The 17,937-nt window shown below is 66.9% G+C and carries 15 protein-coding genes; 9 read left to right on the top strand and 6 right to left on the bottom strand.

Annotated features, from left to right (window positions below):
- Positions 1-310 precede the first annotated feature (310 nt).
- The 3 genes from LGM71_RS10310 to argG all read left to right on the top strand — a co-directional run bounded on the left by LGM71_RS10310 (position 311) and on the right by argG (position 4,739).
- Positions 311-1,843: a sensor domain-containing diguanylate cyclase gene (locus LGM71_RS10310; RefSeq protein ID WP_124620981.1), complete on the top strand. Its 1,533-nt coding sequence runs from the start codon at positions 311-313 to the stop codon at positions 1,841-1,843.
- Positions 1,844-2,001: 158 nt separating this feature from the next.
- Entirely contained in the window at positions 2,002-3,072 is a 1,071-nt protein-coding gene (locus LGM71_RS10305; protein WP_226114795.1) for an FUSC family protein, read from the top strand.
- 329 nt (positions 3,073-3,401) lie between these two features.
- Positions 3,402-4,739, top strand: a complete 1,338-nt coding sequence (gene argG, locus LGM71_RS10300; protein ID WP_059601426.1) for an argininosuccinate synthase — start codon at positions 3,402-3,404, stop codon at positions 4,737-4,739.
- A gap of 131 nt (positions 4,740-4,870) precedes the next feature.
- On the opposite strand, the gene LGM71_RS10295 is transcribed toward argG, so the two are convergent.
- Entirely contained in the window at positions 4,871-5,677 is an 807-nt protein-coding gene (locus LGM71_RS10295) for a hypothetical protein (RefSeq protein WP_226114794.1), read from the bottom strand.
- A 323-nt stretch (positions 5,678-6,000) separates the two neighbouring features.
- Between LGM71_RS10295 and LGM71_RS10290 the strand changes: the two genes are divergently transcribed.
- On the top strand, positions 6,001-6,513 hold the full coding sequence (locus LGM71_RS10290; protein WP_226114793.1) for a shikimate kinase: 513 nt from the start codon (positions 6,001-6,003) through the stop codon (positions 6,511-6,513).
- A 36-nt stretch (positions 6,514-6,549) separates the two neighbouring features.
- Here the strand turns inward: LGM71_RS10290 and LGM71_RS10285 are convergent, their stop codons facing one another.
- The 3 genes from LGM71_RS10285 to LGM71_RS10275 all read right to left on the bottom strand — a co-directional run bounded on the left by LGM71_RS10285 (position 6,550) and on the right by LGM71_RS10275 (position 9,614).
- Positions 6,550-6,915 (bottom strand): nuclear transport factor 2 family protein, encoded by a 366-nt coding sequence (locus LGM71_RS10285; protein ID WP_059601423.1) that lies wholly within the window; start codon positions 6,913-6,915, stop codon positions 6,550-6,552.
- A 110-nt stretch (positions 6,916-7,025) separates the two neighbouring features.
- The gene (locus LGM71_RS10280; protein WP_226114792.1) at positions 7,026-8,336 is read right to left on the bottom strand and encodes an MFS transporter; all 1,311 of its coding nucleotides are present in this window, start codon (positions 8,334-8,336) and stop codon (positions 7,026-7,028) included.
- Between the two features lie 195 nt (positions 8,337-8,531).
- Complete coding sequence (locus tag LGM71_RS10275) at positions 8,532-9,614, bottom strand: tartrate dehydrogenase (protein WP_226114791.1); 1,083 nt, start codon at positions 9,612-9,614, stop codon at positions 8,532-8,534.
- Between the two features lie 108 nt (positions 9,615-9,722).
- On the opposite strand from LGM71_RS10275, the gene LGM71_RS10270 reads away from it, so the two are divergent.
- Together LGM71_RS10270 and LGM71_RS10265 are read left to right on the top strand one after the other, a co-directional pair.
- A complete protein-coding gene (locus LGM71_RS10270; RefSeq protein ID WP_124620967.1) occupies positions 9,723-10,631 on the top strand; it encodes a LysR substrate-binding domain-containing protein in 909 nt (302 codons plus the stop codon).
- A gap of 135 nt (positions 10,632-10,766) precedes the next feature.
- On the top strand, positions 10,767-11,393 hold the full coding sequence (locus LGM71_RS10265) for a LysE family translocator (protein ID WP_059531846.1): 627 nt from the start codon (positions 10,767-10,769) through the stop codon (positions 11,391-11,393).
- An 84-nt stretch (positions 11,394-11,477) separates the two neighbouring features.
- On the opposite strand, the gene rtcR is transcribed toward LGM71_RS10265, so the two are convergent.
- Positions 11,478-13,094, bottom strand: coding sequence for an RNA repair transcriptional activator RtcR (gene rtcR, locus LGM71_RS10260; protein WP_226114790.1), 1,617 nt, complete (start codon positions 13,092-13,094; stop codon positions 11,478-11,480).
- Between the two features lie 668 nt (positions 13,095-13,762).
- Here rtcR and LGM71_RS10255 point away from each other — a divergent pair.
- The 3 genes from LGM71_RS10255 to LGM71_RS10245 all read left to right on the top strand — a co-directional run bounded on the left by LGM71_RS10255 (position 13,763) and on the right by LGM71_RS10245 (position 17,060).
- Entirely contained in the window at positions 13,763-14,902 is a 1,140-nt protein-coding gene (locus LGM71_RS10255; RefSeq protein ID WP_226114789.1) for a slipin family protein, read from the top strand.
- A gap of 62 nt (positions 14,903-14,964) precedes the next feature.
- Positions 14,965-16,188, top strand: coding sequence for an RtcB family protein (locus LGM71_RS10250; protein ID WP_319000379.1), 1,224 nt, complete (start codon positions 14,965-14,967; stop codon positions 16,186-16,188).
- A gap of 56 nt (positions 16,189-16,244) precedes the next feature.
- Entirely contained in the window at positions 16,245-17,060 is an 816-nt protein-coding gene (locus LGM71_RS10245) for a nucleotidyltransferase domain-containing protein (RefSeq protein WP_226114788.1), read from the top strand.
- Positions 17,061-17,168: 108 nt separating this feature from the next.
- On the opposite strand, the gene LGM71_RS10240 is transcribed toward LGM71_RS10245, so the two are convergent.
- Positions 17,169-17,837, bottom strand: coding sequence for an O-methyltransferase (locus LGM71_RS10240; protein WP_151048419.1), 669 nt, complete (start codon positions 17,835-17,837; stop codon positions 17,169-17,171).
- Between the last annotated feature and the right edge of the window lie 100 nt (positions 17,838-17,937).

Below are 17,937 nucleotides of genomic sequence, written 5' to 3'. Positions count from 1 at the left end.
CATCCGCGATGGCGAACCGTGCAAGGCGAAATCGTTCCGGCGCAATCGCCCGATCCTGTATTAAAACGACAAATCGATCCGCAAGCGCCGCCAATAATCAGACAAAATACCGGCCACTCACAATTGATTCAAATCAAACTGACACCCGGCTCACAGTAATGGTGTGTAATCGTTCCGAATCGCGATCGGCGCATGCATGTTTTGCATCGCGCGGCGAAATTCCGGGATTCGCGAGATAATGCCGATTAATGCGAATTAATCACTGCGCGGAATCGTCTACGACGCAAATTCCCGCCGCCCACCCCCGAGGATGAAGCCACACACGCCGCTCGCCACGGCGCGCCGTCATACCGCGTCGGCCGTGGCACGCATTCTGTCGCCCCGCGGCGTACTCGTCGCGGGCATCATGCTGCTCCTGTTCAGCTGGGGACTCTCGACGTCGCTTTTAATCGAGGCACGCCACGACGCATACGATCATGCGGTCGAAAATGCGCGCAACCTGATGCTGCTGATCGAGCGCGATATTTCCCGCAATATCGAACTGTATGATCTGTCGCTGCAAAACGTCGTCGACGGCCTCGCCGATCCGGAACTGATGGCTTTGCCGCCGCACCAGCGTCACCGGCTGCTGTTCGACCGCGCCGCGAGCGGCGCGTATCTCGGCGCCATTTTCGTCATGGATCCGCACGGCAATATCGTGATCGATTCGGCCGAATCGCCGCCGCGACAGGGCAATTTCGCCGACCGCGAATATTTCGCCGTGCATCGCGACCGGCTCGCGCAGGGCCTCTTCATCAGCCGGCCCTATGCGTCCCGGCTGCGCGGCGGCGCATTGACGATCGCGCTCAGCCGACGGATCACGCTGGCCGATGGCCGCTTCGGAGGGATCGTCGTCGGCACGCTCAGCATCGACTACTTCCGCGCGCTGCTCGACGGTCTCGCGGTCGGCAAGCACGGCAGCGCGGCGATCGTCGAGGACAACGGCGCGCTCGTGTCCCGCCTGCCGTTCGATGCGCGCGTGGTCGGCCTCGACCTTCACAACGCCCCGCTCTTCATCGAGGCGCAGCGCAGCAGCGAAGGCGCGTTGACGGGCGTCGGCGCGATCGACGGCGTGCGGCGCATCTATGTTTACAAGCATCTCGCGAATCTGCCGCTGGTCGTCGACGTCGCGCCCGCCGAGATCGACATCTACGCGTCGTGGCGCCATCGCACGATCTGGACCGCCGTGCTGATGGCCCTGTTTACCGTGTTCATCGCGTGGGGCTCGCTCGCGCTGTCGCGCGAACTCAAGCGCCGGCAGATCGCCGAGTCGAAGCTGTACCGGCTCGCGCACACCGATTCACTGACCGGGCTCGACAACCGCGGCACGTTCGACACGGTGCTCGCGAAGGAAGCGCTGCGCGCGTCGCGCAGCGGCCGCCCGCTGTCGGTGCTGTTCGTCGACGTCGATCATTTCAAGGCGTTCAACGACTACTACGGCCACCTCGCCGGCGACGATGTGCTGCGCCGCGTCGCGCAATCGGCGTCGCGCTGCCTGCGCCGCGACAGCGACCACGTCGCGCGCTACGGCGGCGAGGAATTCGTCGTCACGCTGCCGGACACCGATGCGCGAGGCGCGGCGACCGTCGCCGAAGGGATCCGCCGCGCGATCGCCGGGCTCGACATCGCGCACGGCCGCAGCCCGTACGGGCACGTGACGGCGAGCATCGGCGCCGCGACCGCCGCCGGCGGGCGTATCGACGCCGCGACGCTGCTGCGGCAGGCCGACGAGGCGCTGTACCGCGCGAAGTCCGGCGGACGCAATCGCGTATCGAACGCCGAGGCAAACACCGCCGACGCGTAACGCGGCGGCCGGCGGCCGGCGGCGCCCGCACCGCGTCGCCGTGGACAGCCCGCGCGCGTTCGGCTAGCGTTACGTCAGCTGCGCGTGCGGCGCGGCGCCGGCCCGCGCGAGCCGCCCGCGCGTATTCCGGCCACCCCGCCGGCCATCTCCGCTCCGTCATGAACGCCCAGCTTCCTGCCCGACTGCCGCCGCTCCTGCGCCACGCCCTCCGTCCCCTGCTGGACCCTTACCGCCGCTACCGGCACGCGAAGCTGATCCATGCGGCGCGCGTCGCGCTTGCGATCCTCGTGTCGATCGCCTTGTCCACCGGGCTGCGCGTGCCGCACGGCGAATGGTCGACGATCACCGTGCTGATCGTCGTCGGCGGGCTGCAGCACCACGGGAACATCCGCAAGAAGGCGGCCGAGCGCGCGCTCGGCACGTCGATCGGCGCGCTCGCGGGGCTCGGCCTGATCCTGCTCTACTCCGTGCTGCACGCGCCGTTCGCGATCTACTTGCTGATGGCGATCGCGTGCGGATTGTGCGCGTATCACGCGATCGGCAAGGCCGGTTACATCGCGCTGCTGTCGGCGATCACGATGGTGATCGTCGCCGGGCATGGCGACAACGAAATCGTCGACGGCCTGTGGCGCGCGGTAAACGTCCTGACCGGCATCGCGATCGCGCTGGCGTTCTCGTTCGCGCTGCCGCTCTACGCGACCTACTCGTGGCGCTACAAGCTCGCCGATGCGCTGCGCGCGTGCGCGGCCGTGCATACGCGGCTCGCGGGCGACCGCCGCGTGAGCGACGACGCGCACCTGAAGGAAATGGCCGCGCTGAGCGCGCTGCTGGTGCAGCTGCGTTCGCTGATGCCGTCGGTGTCGAAGGAATGCGAGATCTCGGTCACGCACCTCGAAGCGATCCAGCGCAGCCTGCGCCTGTGCATCGGCTACCTGGAGATCCTGTCGAGCACGGTGCCGGCCCGCGACGACGTGGCTGCCCGCGAATACATGCGCTACGAAATGAAGGCCGTGAACCGGCGCATCCGCGACACGCTCGTCGGCGCGAGCCGCGCGCTCAAGGTCGGTACGCCGAGCCGGCTCGCGGCGCGCCGCCGGCCGGCCGAGCCGCCGCACGACATGCCTCCGCCGCAGTTGTCGGGCTACGTGTCGATCACGGCCAAGCTGGCCGGCGAAGTGGATCAGTTGCGGGAGAAACTGCTCGATACCGCGCAGGCGTGGAATATCTGAAGGTCGCGGGACGCCGGGCTCCACGCCAAAATCTTTCATAATCCTTTCGGTGCGGCGGGCTCGCATCCCGACGGCGGCTGCCCCGCCCTTCAGCCGATCCGGCCCCGGAAGCGCGGCCCGCGACGGCGCTCGGCCGCGACCGTTTCGGCCGCCGCTCGGCGCCGGTTTGCGCGGCGTTCTCCGCCTGATTCGCCGCCCGCCGGGCCCGCCGCGACAGGCCCGACAACGTATTGGCGCGAAAATCAGGTCTTGCCCCAACTTCCCGGACAGCCGATACTCGCATATTCCGCGAAATACGATCCCACCGGCTTCAATCCACGGTAATTCCTATGAGCACGATTCTCGAAAGCCTCCCGACCGGCCAGAAGGTCGGTATCGCCTTCTCCGGCGGCCTGGACACCAGCGCCGCGCTGCACTGGATGAAACTGAAGGGCGCCGTCCCGTACGCATATACGGCGAACCTCGGCCAGCCCGACGAAGACGATTACGACGCGATCCCGAAACGCGCGATCGAATACGGCGCAGCCGGCGCCCGCCTGATCGACTGCCGTGCGCAGCTCGTCGCCGAAGGCATCGCCGCGCTGCAAAGCGGCGCGTTCCACATCACGACGGCCGGCGTCACGTACTTCAACACGACGCCGATCGGCCGCGCCGTGACGGGCACGATGCTCGTCGCCGCGATGAAGGAAGACGGCGTCAACATCTGGGGTGACGGCAGCACGTACAAGGGCAACGACATCGAGCGTTTCTACCGCTACGGCCTGCTCGTGAACCCGGATCTGAAGATCTACAAGCCGTGGCTCGACCAGACGTTCATCGACGAACTCGGCGGCCGCGCCGAAATGTCCGAATTCATGAACCAGGCCGGCTTCGCGTACAAGATGTCGGCCGAGAAGGCGTATTCGACCGACTCGAACCTGCTCGGCGCGACGCACGAGGCGAAGGATCTGGAAAGCCTCGAGAGCGGCATCAAGATCGTGAACCCGATCATGGGTGTCGCGTTCTGGCGCGACGACGTGAAGATCGCCGCCGAGGAAGTGACGGTGCGCTTCGAAGCAGGCCAGCCGGTCGCGCTGAACGGCGTCGAGTTCAAGGACCCGGTCGAGCTGCTGCTGGAAGCGAACCGCATCGGCGGCCGCCACGGCCTCGGCATGAGCGACCAGATCGAGAACCGCATCATCGAGGCGAAGAGCCGCGGCATCTATGAAGCCCCGGGCCTCGCGCTGCTGTACATCGCGTACGAGCGTCTCGTCACTGGCATCCACAACGAAGACACGATCGAGCAGTATCGCGAGAACGGCCGCCGTCTCGGCCGCCTGCTGTACCAGGGCCGCTGGTTCGACCCGCAGGCGATCATGCTGCGCGAAACGGCGCAGCGCTGGGTCGCGCGCGCGATCACCGGCGAAGTGAAGATCGAACTGCGCCGCGGCAACGACTACTCGATCCTGAGCACGAAGTCGCCGAACCTCACGTATCAGCCGGAACGCCTGTCGATGGAGAAGGTGGCGTCGACGTTCTCGCCGCGTGACCGGATCGGCCAGCTGACGATGCGCAACCTCGACATCACCGATACGCGCGACAAGCTGCGCGTTTATACGCAGGTCGGTTTGCTCACGCCGGGTGAATCGTCGGCGTTGCCGCAGATCAAGGGCGATAGCGGCGAGTAAGCAAGCCGTTTTCGCGAGCGGCCGGGCGGCGTAAGAACCGCCCGGCCGCATGCAGCACTCCCCTCCCGCCTTTCTTCAGGCACTGCCGGATTCGGAACGCGCATCACGACGATCCTGCAGTCGCATCAGGATCATTTCGATGCCGTGGCCGTCCCGGTCACAGTCGCAGTCGCAGTCGTCGCAACCGCAGTCGTCGTCGCAGCCGCAGCCGCCGGCGTGCGTGCCAGATCCTGACCGATCGTGTCCGCGACCGACTTCTCGCACGACTTGATCCCTTCCACCGACTTGTCGAAATTCTTCTCGAGATCGCTGAAGCTGCCGTACGTATAGGCGAAATCGCTGTCGATGTGGACGCTGTTCGACTTGATGTCGTAGCCGCACGCGAACGTCTTGAAATAGATGTCCTGCTTCGTCTTCGCGTCGAGAATGCGCGCGCGGACGACCACCCACGGAATGTAATCGGGCTGGTTGGGCGGCGAGATATAGCCGAACGACGTGAACCATACGTTCATGATGGCATCCGCGTCGGTCTGGATCGCGGAGTAGTCGTCCGACTTGCCGTCGTCGGCGAGCTTCGCTTTCTGACCGTCCAGCTTCACGACCTGATAGCCGTTGCTGGTAAGGCGGCCCGTGACGCCGTCCACGATGTCCGGCGCGAACACGATCTTGCCGGCCGCCACGTGATCCGTATAGGTGCTCGTATGGCTCGCGTTGACGGCGCTTTGCGCGAGCGCGCCGATCAGGCCGAACCCGCCCGCCGCGCCGCCGATATTGACGACCGCGACACGCTTCGGCTCGTTGACTTCGAGGATCGCGATCGAATGCAGCTTCTGACGTGCTTCGGGCTTCATGTCGGTGTTCGGCAACGTGACGCAGCCGGACAGCAGCGTCACGAGCAGGCCGCAACCGAACAGGGTGGCTTTGGATGAGTTCTTCATGCAGTGAGTGGCTTTTTGTTGTTGACGGAACGTTTTCGCCGAGCCGTCGCACGTGGCGTGACGATGCTGCGCGCGAGTCGGCCGTATGCTTATTGTTTGATGACCTGACCGTAGGCGTCGAAGCTGTAATTGGACGCGCGCAGCGCCGCCCGGCAATTGTCGTGCGGCTCGAGTAATACTTTGGTGAGCTACCGAGAAAGGGTAACGGCGGGGGTCAAGGTTTCTTTAGGGCGCTTCGTCGAATAATTTTTCTAATCGCTTCGGCATTACAAACAGATTGCATGTCGAGGCACAATGCAGGCGTTCCGATCCAGCACGCCTTCATGATTCCTCCAGCAAACCCGCCTCGCACCGTCATTCACCTGAACGGCCCGATCAACAGCGGCAAGACGACGATCGGTCGCGCGCTCGCCCGCGTGCTGCCGGATGCGCGCTTCATCGACGGCGACGATCACGCTGCCCCCGAAGACGCACCGTTCGACGTGCAGTGGGCGATCGCGCTGGAGCGCCTCGTCACGCAGATCGCGCAGGCCGGAGAACGTCATCTGGTGATCGCCTATCCGATCGGCGAAGCCGAATTCGCACGGCTGCGCGCGGCCTGCGATGCGCGTGATGCACGGTTGATCGTCGTCACGCTCGCGCCGCCCGAGGCGATCGCGGCGTCGGATCGCGGCACGCGGGTGCTGACGGAATGGGAGCGGCAACGTATCGCCGAGATGTATCGGGAAGGGTATGCGGCGCGCGCATTCAGCGATTGCGTGATCGATACGTCGAAGGCATCGGTAGATGCATGCGCGCGAGAAATTGCGCAACGCGTCCGCGCGTCGCACGCATAGCGGCAACGCCCCGGCGAACGATTCGCGACCACCGCCTCACGCCGCGTAGTGGGCGAATGCCTCGTTCACGCGATTGCCGGCTCCGAAGCGGAACACCTCGACCGCGCCGCGTCCGTTTGCGCCGCGATAGTGAATGGCGACGCTGTCTACGCCCGCCAGCACCGCAATGAACTCGAAACGCAGGTCCGGAATGAGTTGCAGCGCCTTCGCCCAGTACGCGCGCACCGCCGCCTTGCCATGCAGGCATCCGCTCGGCTCGCCCGCGATCCGCACGATCATCGGTGAATGCATGACGAAGGCGTCATCGTAGTGCGACAGGATGCGGTCGAGATCGTGCGCGTTCCATGCGTCGATCCATTCCTGCGCGAAGTGCCGCGCGAATGCGTCGGTGATGGGTTCCATGCGGCTCGTCGTCTCCATATCGGGCGCGGCGTGAATGCCGGCCCGTGCGCCCCAGTGTATCAGCGGCCGCACGGCTTCCGCGCACTCGCCGCCGCTGGCATGCGCCGCTCTCAATGTTGTTGCCGCACCCCCGACACGCCCTGCTCGCGCGCCCCCTTGCGACTCAGCAGCAGCGTGACGACCGCCGACACCGCGAGCGTGCCCGCCACCAGGTACAGCCCGGCCGCATACCCGCCCGTCAACTGCTTGAGCCAGCCGATCGCGAATGGCCCGACGAACCCGCCGAGGTTGCCGATCGAGTTGATCATCGCGATCCCCGCGGCCGCGCCGGCGCCTGACAGGAACGCGCTCGGCATCGCCCACAGCGGCGCCTTCGCGGCGCTGATCCCGATGTTGACGACGACCAGCGCGAGCACGGTCAGGAGCGCGGTGTTCGCCTGACCCGCGAACACGAAGCCGATACAGGCGAGCACGCACGGAATCACGACGTGCCAGGTGCGCTCGCCGGTGCGATCCGAATGTCGTGCCCATCCGATCATCGCGACCACCGCGGCAATGCTCGGGATGCCGGTCAGCAAGCCCGTCTGCAACGCGGTGAAGCCGAACTGCTTGACCATCAGCGGCGCCCACAGGCCGAGCGTATAGAGGCCCGCCGACGTGCCGAAGTAGATCAGCGCGAGCGCCAGCACGCGCGGGTCGCGCAGCGCCTGCCACGCGCCGGCCGTGTGTCCGGCATGCGTGTGCCGCGCGTCGGCCTCGTACTTCAGCTTCGCGATCAGCCAGTCGCGCTCGTCCGGCTCCAGCCACGCGGCCTTCGACGGCGCATCGGTCAGGCACTTCAGCACGACGAAGCCGAGCGCGACCGCGGGCAGCGCCTCGACGATGTAGAGCATCTGCCAGTCGGCGAGGCCGAACATCGGTGGCATCTGCATGATCGCGCCCGACAGCGGCGAGCCGATCGCGGTCGAGATCGGCGCGGCCGCCATGAACCACGCGGCGGCCACTGCGCGCTGCTTCGCGGGAAACCACAGGCTCAGGTACAGGATGATGCCGGGAAAGAAACCGGCTTCCGCAACGCCGAGCAGGAAGCGCAGCATGTAGAAGCTCGTCGGCCCGGCCGCGAACGCGGACACCGCCGACACGATGCCCCACGTGATCATCACGCGCGCGATCCAGATGCGGGCGCCGACACGATGGAGAATCAGGTTGCTCGGCACTTCGAAGAGAAAGTAGCCGATGAAGAACAGGCCGCCGCCGAGTCCGAACGCAGTCGGCGACAGGCCGATCGCCTTGTTCATCGTCATCGCCGCGAAGCCGACGTTGACGCGATCGAGAAAGCTGACGAAGTAAAGCAGCATCACGAACGGAATGATGCGCCACATCAGTTTCCGCGCGACGCGGGTTTCCAGATCCGCTTGCATGTGTCTCCTCCTTCGAGGTCGGGCCGCGCGCTGTCCGCACGAGCCCCGTGGGTGCTTGCCGGCGTCACGACGAATCGTGTGCGCCGGCGCCCGGCTCACGTCGAATGCGCGAGTCGCGGGCAGGAAAATCCGGTGAGCGGTGAACGGAAGGCGGCCGGCTGCGCACGCGCGCTGCCGGCGCAGTCCGTGCTGCCGTCAGGCTGCGACCGCCGCGTGCGCGACGCGCTCGCAGACGGCCGCCGTCACCTGCGCGGTCGTCGCGCTGCCGCCGAGATCGCGCGTATGCAGCGACGGATCGGCCGTCACCGCCTCGATCGCCTGCATCACGCGCGCCGCGGCTTCCGTCTCACCAAGATGCTCGAGCAGCATCACGACCGACCAGAACGTGCCGACCGGATTCGCGAGGCCCTTGCCCATGATGTCGAACGCGGAGCCGTGGATCGGCTCGAACATCGACGGATAGCGGCGCTCGGGATCGATGTTGCCGGTCGGCGCGATGCCGAGGCTCCCGGCCAGCGCGGCGGCGAGATCGCTGAGGATGTCCGCGTGCAGGTTGGTCGCGACGATCGTGTCGAGCGACGCCGGGCGGTTCACCATGCGCGCGGTCGCGGCATCGACGAGTTCCTTGTCCCACGCGACGTCGGGGAATTCCTGCGCGACCTGCTTCGCGATCTCGTCCCACATCACCATCGCGTGACGCTGCGCGTTGCTCTTCGTGATGACGGTCAGCAGCTTGCGCGGACGTGACTGCGCAAGCCGGAATGCGAAGCGCATGATGCGCTCGACGCCGGCACGCGTGAGGATCGACACGTCGGTCGCGGCCTCGATCGGATGCCCCTGATGCACGCGGCCGCCAACGCCCGCGTATTCGCCCTCCGAGTTCTCGCGCACGATCACCCAGTTCAGGTCGTCCGGCCCGCAGCGCTTCAGCGGCGCATCGATGCCGGGCAGGATGCGCGTCGGGCGCACGTTCGCGTACTGGTCGAAGCCCTGGCAGATCTTCAGGCGCAGGCCCCACAGCGTCACGTGATCGGGCACGTCGGGGTCGCCCGCCGAGCCGAACAGGATCGCGTCCTTGCCGCGCAGCGCATCGAGGCCGTCGGCCGGCATCATCGCGCCGTGCCGGCGGTAGTAATCGGCGCCCCAGTCGAAATCCTCGAACTCGAACGCAAAGCGGTCGCTGCCGCGAGCCAGCGCTTCCAGCACCTGCTTGCCGGCCGGCACCACTTCCTTGCCGATGCCGTCGCCGGGAATGGTCGCGATACGGTAGGTCTTCATGCCAACATCCTCGATTGATCGTGAGCGTGAACGCACTTTACCCAACTGGAAGTGCGTGAACCGGTGCTAGACTCAAAGCATCTTTAACTTCAATTCACGAATCCCGTCATGACGGATACCGTCCAGCCGGCCGATCTCGCCTTTTTCTCGACGCTGGCCGCGTCCGGTAGCCTGAGCGCGGCCGCGCGCGAACTCGGATTGACGGCGGCGGCCGTCAGCAAGCGGCTCACGCAGATGGAACGGCGCGCGGGCGTGACGCTCGTCAACCGCACGACGCGGCGCATGATGCTGACCCCCGAGGGCGACGTGTATCTCGACTACGCGCGCCGGATCCTCGATCAGATGGACGAGCTGGGCGAACTGCTCGGCAGCGCGAAGCAGCGGCCGAAGGGGCTGCTGCGCGTGAACGCGACGCTCGGCTTCGGACGCAGCCACGTCGGCCCGGCGATCTCGCGCTTCGTCGCGCGCTATCCGGAGGTGTCGGTGCAGCTGCAGTTGTCGGTGATGCCGCCGCCGCTCACCGACGACGCGTTCGACGTGTGCATCCGCTTCGGCGAGCCGCCCGATACGCGCGTCGTCGCGCGGCGGCTCGCGCCGAACCGGCGGCTGCTGTGCGCGGCGCCCGCGTATATCGCGCGACACGGGACACCGGGCACGCCGCACGAGCTGACGCGGCACAACTGCATCGGCATCCGGCAGGGCGACGAAGGCTACGGGGTCTGGCGGCTGACGAGCGGACGCGGCGCGGCGCGCAACACGGAAGCCGTGCGGATCAACGGCAACCTGACGACGAACGACGGCGAGATCGCGGTGAAGTGGGCGCTCGACGGACACGGGATCCTGATGCGCGCCGAGTGGGATATTCGCGACTATCTGGCCGACGGGCGTCTCGTCGTCGTCCTGCCGGACTACGAGACCCCGAGCGCGGATATCTATGCGGTGTATGCGCAGCGGCATCAGATGTCCGCGCGGATACGGGCCTTTGTGGACTTTCTGGCGGAGGAGCTTGGCGGGTGACGGGCGGTGGGCGGCGGGCGGAGCGGGCATGGGTGCCGGAAACGCTGATATTCTGGCGAATCGACCGCTGAATGATCGGAAAATCTGCGCCGCCGCATCATCGCTCGCCGCTGCGCCAACCTTGCCGGAGCCGCCATGTTCGACCTGACCACGCTGACCACCTTCACAGCCGTCGTACTGGGTCTGTTCCTGATTCCCGGCCCCGCCGTGCTGCTCGTGTTGAGCCGCACCGTGCAGGGCGGCCGCAAGACCGGCATCCTGACCGGGCTCGGCGTCGCGAGCGGCGACTTCGTGCATACGCTGTTCGCGGCGGTCGGGCTGTCGGCGCTGCTGATGACGTCGGCGCTCGCGTTCAACGTCGTGAAGCTGGTCGGCGCCGCGTACCTGATCTACCTCGGCGTGCGCGCGCTGCTCGACAGGCCGTCCGATCCGTCGCTGCCGAAGGTGTCGCCCGTCACGCCGCTGAAGGCGTACCTGCAGGCGATTCCCGCCGAAGTCCTGAACCCGAAGACCGCGCTGTTCTTCCTCGCGTTCATGCCGCAGTTCGTGCATCCGGAACGCGGCTCGACGTTCGTGCAGTTCGCGGTGCTCGGGCTGATCTTCGTCGTGCTCAGCTCGCTCTACACGACGCTGATCGCGTGCTCGATCCGCCCGCTCGGCCGCCTCGTGAAGCGGCTTGCGTGGCTCACGCGCTGGCAGGGGAAGATCATCGGCTCGATCTTCATCGCGCTCGGGCTGCGCGTCGCGGTCCAGCAGCGCTGACGCGCGCGCCGGCGCGGCCGGCTGGCTCGCGTGCGATCTCGACGGCCTGCCGCCGGTGAGCGGTCGAATGCGGCGCCCGCCTGACTACCTCGCGCCCAGCGCGTCCCGCACGCCGTCCCAATCGAGCCCGAACCGCGCCAGATACTTGCGCAACCGGTCCGCGTCGTTCGGCTGCTTCTTGTTCTGCCGCGACACCGCGAACAGCGCGCGGCCGGCCTCCGACAAGCTCGCCGATGCACGGCACACGTCGAGCACGCGTTCGAGCTGCGCGCGGTCGAACAGGTCGAGTTCCGCCGCACGCGCGCCGAATACCGCGTCGACGCATCCGTCCGACGCACTTGCGCCGCCCGGCTGCGACCACGTGCGCATCAGTCGCTCGACCTCCTGCTCGGCAATCGTCTCGGTAATCCGCCCCGCATCGGCGAGCGTCGCCATCCGCGTGACCGATGCGGACAACTCGCGGAAGTTGCCGGCCCATGCCGCGCGCGGCGATGCCGCGAACGCGAGATAGCGCCGCTTCGCTTCCACGTTGAACCGCACCTGCTCGCCCTGCTCGCGGCCGAAGCGATCGAGCTCGAATTCGAGGTTCGGCTCGATGTCCTCGCGCCGTTGCGCCAACCCCGGCAAGTCGTACGTCCACAGATTGATCCGCGCATACAGATCCTCGCGGAACGTGCCGGCCGCCACCATCTGCCGCAAATCGCGGTGCGTGCCGGCGATCAGCTCGAAATCGCTGGCCACCTCGACGTCCGCGCCGACCGGCAGGAAGCGCTTCTCCTCGATCGCCTTCAGTAGCATCGCCTGCTCGTCGAGCCCGAGTTCGCCGATTTCGTCGAGAAACAGCAGGCCGCCGTCCGCCGCGCGCAGCAAGCCCGCACGTGCGGACTGCGCGCCGGTGAACGCGCCCTTCACGTGACCGAACAGCGTCGACATCGCCGCGTCGCCGCGCAGCGTCGCGCAGTTGATCTCGATGAACGGCCCCGCGAGCCGATGGCGGCCGCGCTTCAGTTCGTACACCCGTTTCGCGAGAAACGACTTGCCGGCGCCCGTCGGACCGACGAGCAGCATCGGCGCGCGTGAGCGCACGGCCACGCGCTCCAGTTGCTCGATCAGCGCGTTGAAGCGCGCGTTGCGCGTCGCGATGCCCGCCTTCAGGAACGACACCGTCTCGTCGCGCTCGCGCGTGAAGCGCTGTGCGATGCGGTTGTAGCGCGACAGGTCGAGATCGATCACCGACACCGTGCCCGGCCCGCTCGGCCCCTCGTCGGTCTGCTTCGGCGGCCCCGTCTGCACGAGGCGCGCGGGCAGGTAGCGCGCTTCCGCCAGCAGGAACCAGCAGATCTGCGCGACGTGCGTGCCAGTCGTGATATGGACCAGGTAGTCCTCGCGGTCGAGGTCGAACGGATAGGCGCGCGCAAAGTCGTGCAGCGTCGCGTAGACCTCCTCGAAATCCCACGGGTCGTGGATGGTGACCGGCGTGAGCCGCACCTCGGTATGCGGCGACAGGTTCGCAAGATCGTCGCGCACCTGATTGGCGAGGCGCGCGTAGCCAGGCGGATGCAGCAACTCGAGCCGGTCGATCGCGAAGTCCGGCTGCATGCAGAGCGACACCGTCGGCCGCCACTTGCGGTAGCGGCGCGGCGCACGGCCGCCCTGGTCGAGCACGGTGCCGAGAAAGCCGATGGCGACGGTCTTGCGCATGTTTATCTCATGGGATAAAAAACGATCCGATTGTATCGGAACTCAGCGACGACGCGATACGGCGGCCTTCCCTCCGCAATCATCGGAAATCATGAATTGTCCTTTCTCTTCAAAGGCTTGATCGCATTCCCCGCAGCCTGCCCCGCCCGCTGGCACGCTCCTCGCTAAATAGAAGACGCCGGATGTCCCGCTGGCCCGCGAGCCAGGGTTCATAAAGCCCTGCTGGTGCGCCGCCGCCGAACCTGGTTCGTCGCGGCAGCGCATGCCGCCATGGACAGATGAAGGCAAAGGGGCGCGCGAGGCAGCCTTGTCCGGGTTCGAATCCCGGAGCGCCCACTGTTCGGAAGCTCATTCAGGTGGAGCAGCCGGCGCGAGCCGGTGTGTGGCGGGTTCGAATCCCGTCCGAACCCCGTCCGCAAGGACGGTCTGTCGATAGAAGCAGTACCCGCCGGTGCGGGCCGACAGGCCCGCCGCGCGTCGGACCGGTTGCGGTTCCGCGCGATCGGCCGGGCGGCCGGACGGCCCGCGCGAATGCGCTCGACGACGCGATGCAGGATGCGTCGCCGCGTGCAGCCGCGCCGGACCCACGCGCCGCCCGCCCGATCGCGTCGCACCCCGATCCGTGCGATGCGTGTCGCCCGGCGGCCATTGAAGAAAAGGACAAGAATATGTGGAAGCGTCATGTGGTGAAAAAGAACGAACGCGCGCTGCTGATGAATGAGGGCGATTTCGTGAAGGTGCTGGAACCGGGCGTGTTCAAGGCCTTCGATCCGTTCAAGCGTCTGTCGGTGCAGACCACGCGTCTCGACGCGCCGCTCGCCGACGCGGCATTGGCCGACTACCTGCGTCACGACGCACAGGACGTGCTCGCGCAACACTTCGTCGCGATGGATCTGGCCGACGACGAAGCGGGCCTGCGTTACGAAGACGACGTGCTCGTCGAGATCCTGCCGCCCGGCACGCGCCGGCTGTACTGGCGCGGCCTCATCGCCCATCGGCTGGAGCGCGTCGACCTCGCGCAGGACAGCATGCTGCCGGCCGCGCTCGCGAAGCGCATCGCGCAACCGGCGCTGCGTGCGCGCGGCGTGGCGGGCCTGACGGGCGTGCTGCTGGCGCAGGTGCCGGCGTATCACGTCGGTGTGCTGAAGATCGACGGCAAGATCGAGCGGCTGCTGGATGCGGGTGTCGCAGCGTTCTGGCGCTTCAACCGCGATGTCGCGGTCGAGCTCGTCGACCTGCGCCTGCAGGCGCTCGAAGTCGCCGGCCAGGAAATCCTGACGCGCGACAAGGTCGCGCTGCGGCTGAACCTGTCGGCAACGTGGCGCTATGCGGACGTGCTGCATGCGTTCGGCCAGTTGCAGAAGCCGGTCGAACATCTGTATCGCGAACTGCAGTTCGCGCTGCGCGCGGCGGTCGGCACGCGCTCGCTCGACGAGCTGCTGGAGGACAAGCAGGCGATCGACGACATCGTGATTGCCCAGGTGCGCCCGCGGCTCGAGCAATCGGGCGTGGACGTGCGCAGCGTCGGCGTGAAGGATATCGTGCTGCCGGGCGACATGAAGACGATCCTCGCGCAGGTGGTCGAGGCCGAAAAGGCCGCGCAGGCGAACGTGATCCGACGCCGTGAGGAAACGGCGGCGACGCGGTCGCTGCTGAACACCGCGAAGGTGATGGAAGAGAACCCGACCGCGCTGCGGCTCAAGGAGCTGGAAACGCTCGAGCGCGTCGCGGAACGGATCGACCGCATCTCGGTGTTCGGCGGCCTCGACCAGGTGCTGAACGGACTCGTCAGCATCAAGGGCGCGTGATGCTCGAAGCAAACGGCGCGGCGCATGGGTGCCGCGCCGCAAGAATGAATCAGGTGAACCAAATGACTGACATGGATTATCAGGTGATGGAACTGGCGAACGGCAAGCCGGTGAAGATGTGGACGCAAGGCGTCGCGGTCGAGGACGACGCGCGCGCGCAATTGCGCAACACCGCGCAGATGCCGTTCATCTTCAGGCACGTCGCGGTGATGCCGGACGTCCACCTCGGCAAGGGCTCGACGATCGGCAGCGTGATCCCGACGAAAGGCGCGATCATTCCGGCCGCGGTCGGCGTCGACATCGGCTGCGGGATGATGGCCGCGCGCACGACGCTCACGGCGTCCGACCTGCCGGACTCGCTCGGCGGGCTGCGCAGCGCGATCGAACGCGCGGTGCCGCACGGCCGCGTGCCGGGGCGCCGCGATCCGGGTGCATGGGGCGATCGCACGCCGGCCGCCGTGACCGAGTCGTGGAAGTCGCTGCTGCCGGGCTTTCAGCGGATCGTCGACAAGTATCCGAAGCTGGAGAAGACGAACCACTATGCGCATCTGGGCACGCTCGGCACGGGCAATCACTTCATCGAGGTGTGCATCGACGAAGCCGATCGCGTGTGGTTCATGCTGCACAGCGGCTCGCGCGGCGTCGGCAACGCGATCGGCAGCCTGTTCATCGAGCTCGCGCAGGCCGACATGCGGCAGCACATCGCGAACCTGCCGGATCGCAACCTCGCGTATTTCACCGAGGGCAGCCGCCACTTCGACGATTACGTCGAAGCGGTCGGCTGGGCGCAGGACTACGCGCGCCGCAACCGGCAGGCGATGATGGAAGCGGTGATCGGTGCGGCGCGCGGCGTGATCGCGAAACCGTTCGCGGTCGACGAGCACGCGGTGAACTGCCACCACAACTACGTGCAGCGCGAACGCCACTTCGGCGAGGACGTGCTCGTGACCCGCAAGGGCGCGGTGTCCGCGCAGAAGGGGCAGCTCGGGATCATTCCGGGCTCGATGGGCGCGAAGAGCTTCATCGTGCGCGGGCTCGGCAATCCGGAGAGCTTCTGTTCGTGCAGCCACGGCGCCGGCCGCTCGATGAGCCGGACCGAGGCGAAGCGCCGCTTCACGGTCGACGACCAGGTGAGAGCGACGCGCGGCGTCGAATGCCGGAAGGACGCGGGTGTCGTCGACGAGATTCCGATGGCCTACAAGGACATCGATGCGGTGATGGCGGCACAGCGCAGCCTCGTCGAAGTGGTGCACACGCTGCGCCAGGTGGTGTGCGTGAAAGGATAGCGCGGCGCGCGGCCGAAGGCCGGGCGGCCGCGCGCAATGAAAGGGAAACGACAAGAATGAAAACGGAAAAGGCAATGACAACCGTGCGCAGCGCACATCCGGTCGACCCGGCCGTGCGTGCGCGCGTGATGGCGGAACTCGCGGAAGTCGAGCGCCGCCACGACGTGAGCGTGCTGTTCGCATGCGAATCGGGCAGCCGCGGCTGGGGCTTCGCATCGCCGGACAGCGATTACGACGTGCGCTTCGTGTACGTGCACCGGCGCGACTGGTACCTGAGTGTCGAACCGCAACGCGACGTGATCGAGCGGCCACTCGACGACGAACTCGACGTAAGCGGCTGGGAGTTGCGCAAGGCGCTACAACTGCTGCGCCGGTCGAACCCGACGCTGCTCGAATGGCTCGACTCGCCTGTCGTGTATCGCGAAGACGCGCGCTGGGCGCCGCGGCTCAGGTCGCTGGCGTCGGCGTTCTTCTCGCCGGTGCGCGGGCGCCATCACTACCTCGCGATGGCGAAGAAGAACTTTCGCGGCTACCTGCAAGGCGACACGGTGCGTTACAAGAAGTACCTGTACGTGCTTCGGCCGCTGCTCGCAGTGCGCTGGATCGACATGGGGCTCGGCATGCCGCCGATGCGCTTCGCGGCGCTCGTCGAAGGCACCGTGCACGAACCGGCGGTGCGCGCGGAACTCGATGCGTTGCTCGCGTTGAAGATGAGCGCGAACGAAAACGAATACGGGCCATGCCGACCCGCGATCCACGCGCTCGTCGAGACGATGCTCGCGGATGCCGAACACGATCGCGAATACAAGCGACCGTGGGGTGACGTCGCGATGCTCGACAGGTTCCTGCGCGACGTGGTCGACGGTCGGTGAAAAACGAACGGCGCGATGCCCGCAGGCATCGCGCCGTTTCCGCATCGGGACGCGCCCGGCCGCGGCCGGTGAGCAATGTGCGCGCCGCACACGCGCGCCGCCGTCACCTCACTCGCCGACGATCGAAATCGAGAACCCGTCCCAGCCCTTCTGCCCGACCGTCTGCACGGCCGTCGTCGTGAGCTTCGGCTCGGCCACGAGACGCGCGAACCCTTCCCTCACGCCGACCGCATCAGGCTCGCGATTGTCCGGATCGGCCACGCGCCCGCCGCGCACCACATTGTCGACGACGATCACCGTACCGGGCCTCGACAGCTTCAACGCGGCGTCGAGATACACGGCGTTGTTGTCCTTGTCCGCATCGATGAAGATGAAGTCGAACGGCGCCTCCCCCGCGTCGACGAGCCGCGCGAGGCTGTCTTTCGCGCTGCCGACGATCACCGACACCACGTCCGCGAACCCGGCGCGCGCGATGTTCCGCGTCGCGACCTTCGCGTGCTCGGGGTTCAGTTCGAGCGTCACGAGCGTGCCGCCCGGCGGCAACGCGCGCGCGAGCCAGATCGTGCTGTAGCCGCCGAGCGTGCCGACTTCGAGGATGCGCCGCGCGCCCCGAATCGTCGCGAGCAGTTGCAGCAGCTTGCCCTGGTTCGGCGCGACGTTGATCGCGGGCAGCCCGGCCGCGTCGCTGGCCGCAAGCGCGGCGTCGAGCACGTCGTCGGACGGCACGAGCGTCGCGGAGAAATACGCATCCACCCTGTTCCACTGATCCTGATCCATCGCGCACCCTTCGTCTGCGGAAAAACGCATTCTATGCGCGACGGCCCCATAAGCAACCAACCATTCGTTCTAAGGGCAACCGCGCACCTGCTCCTATAAT

Origin of the sequence: Burkholderia sp. AU33545 (assembly GCF_020419685.1) — a bacterium.
Taxonomy (GTDB): Bacteria; Pseudomonadota; Gammaproteobacteria; order Burkholderiales; family Burkholderiaceae; genus Burkholderia; species Burkholderia diffusa.
This window is presented reverse-complemented; position numbering and strand designations above follow the sequence as displayed.

Excerpts from the sequence above, each read along its gene's own strand:
- LGM71_RS10310 (WP_124620981.1), top strand. The coding sequence starts at position 311 with ATGAAGCCACACACGCCGCTCGCCACGGCGCGCCGTCATACCGCGTCG.
- LGM71_RS10305 (WP_226114795.1), top strand. The coding sequence starts at position 2,002 with ATGAACGCCCAGCTTCCTGCCCGACTGCCGCCGCTCCTGCGCCACGCC.
- argG (WP_059601426.1), top strand. The coding sequence starts at position 3,402 with ATGAGCACGATTCTCGAAAGCCTCCCGACCGGCCAGAAGGTCGGTATC.
- LGM71_RS10295 (WP_226114794.1), bottom strand. The coding sequence starts at position 5,677 with ATGAAGAACTCATCCAAAGCCACCCTGTTCGGTTGCGGCCTGCTCGTG.
- LGM71_RS10290 (WP_226114793.1), top strand. The coding sequence starts at position 6,001 with ATGATTCCTCCAGCAAACCCGCCTCGCACCGTCATTCACCTGAACGGC.
- LGM71_RS10285 (WP_059601423.1), bottom strand. The coding sequence starts at position 6,915 with ATGGAACCCATCACCGACGCATTCGCGCGGCACTTCGCGCAGGAATGG.
- LGM71_RS10280 (WP_226114792.1), bottom strand. The coding sequence starts at position 8,336 with ATGCAAGCGGATCTGGAAACCCGCGTCGCGCGGAAACTGATGTGGCGC.
- LGM71_RS10275 (WP_226114791.1), bottom strand. The coding sequence starts at position 9,614 with ATGAAGACCTACCGTATCGCGACCATTCCCGGCGACGGCATCGGCAAG.
- LGM71_RS10270 (WP_124620967.1), top strand. The coding sequence starts at position 9,723 with ATGACGGATACCGTCCAGCCGGCCGATCTCGCCTTTTTCTCGACGCTG.
- LGM71_RS10265 (WP_059531846.1), top strand. The coding sequence starts at position 10,767 with ATGTTCGACCTGACCACGCTGACCACCTTCACAGCCGTCGTACTGGGT.
- rtcR (WP_226114790.1), bottom strand. The coding sequence starts at position 13,094 with ATGCGCAAGACCGTCGCCATCGGCTTTCTCGGCACCGTGCTCGACCAG.
- LGM71_RS10255 (WP_226114789.1), top strand. The coding sequence starts at position 13,763 with ATGTGGAAGCGTCATGTGGTGAAAAAGAACGAACGCGCGCTGCTGATG.
- LGM71_RS10250 (WP_319000379.1), top strand. The coding sequence starts at position 14,965 with ATGACTGACATGGATTATCAGGTGATGGAACTGGCGAACGGCAAGCCG.
- LGM71_RS10245 (WP_226114788.1), top strand. The coding sequence starts at position 16,245 with ATGAAAACGGAAAAGGCAATGACAACCGTGCGCAGCGCACATCCGGTC.
- LGM71_RS10240 (WP_151048419.1), bottom strand. The coding sequence starts at position 17,837 with ATGGATCAGGATCAGTGGAACAGGGTGGATGCGTATTTCTCCGCGACG.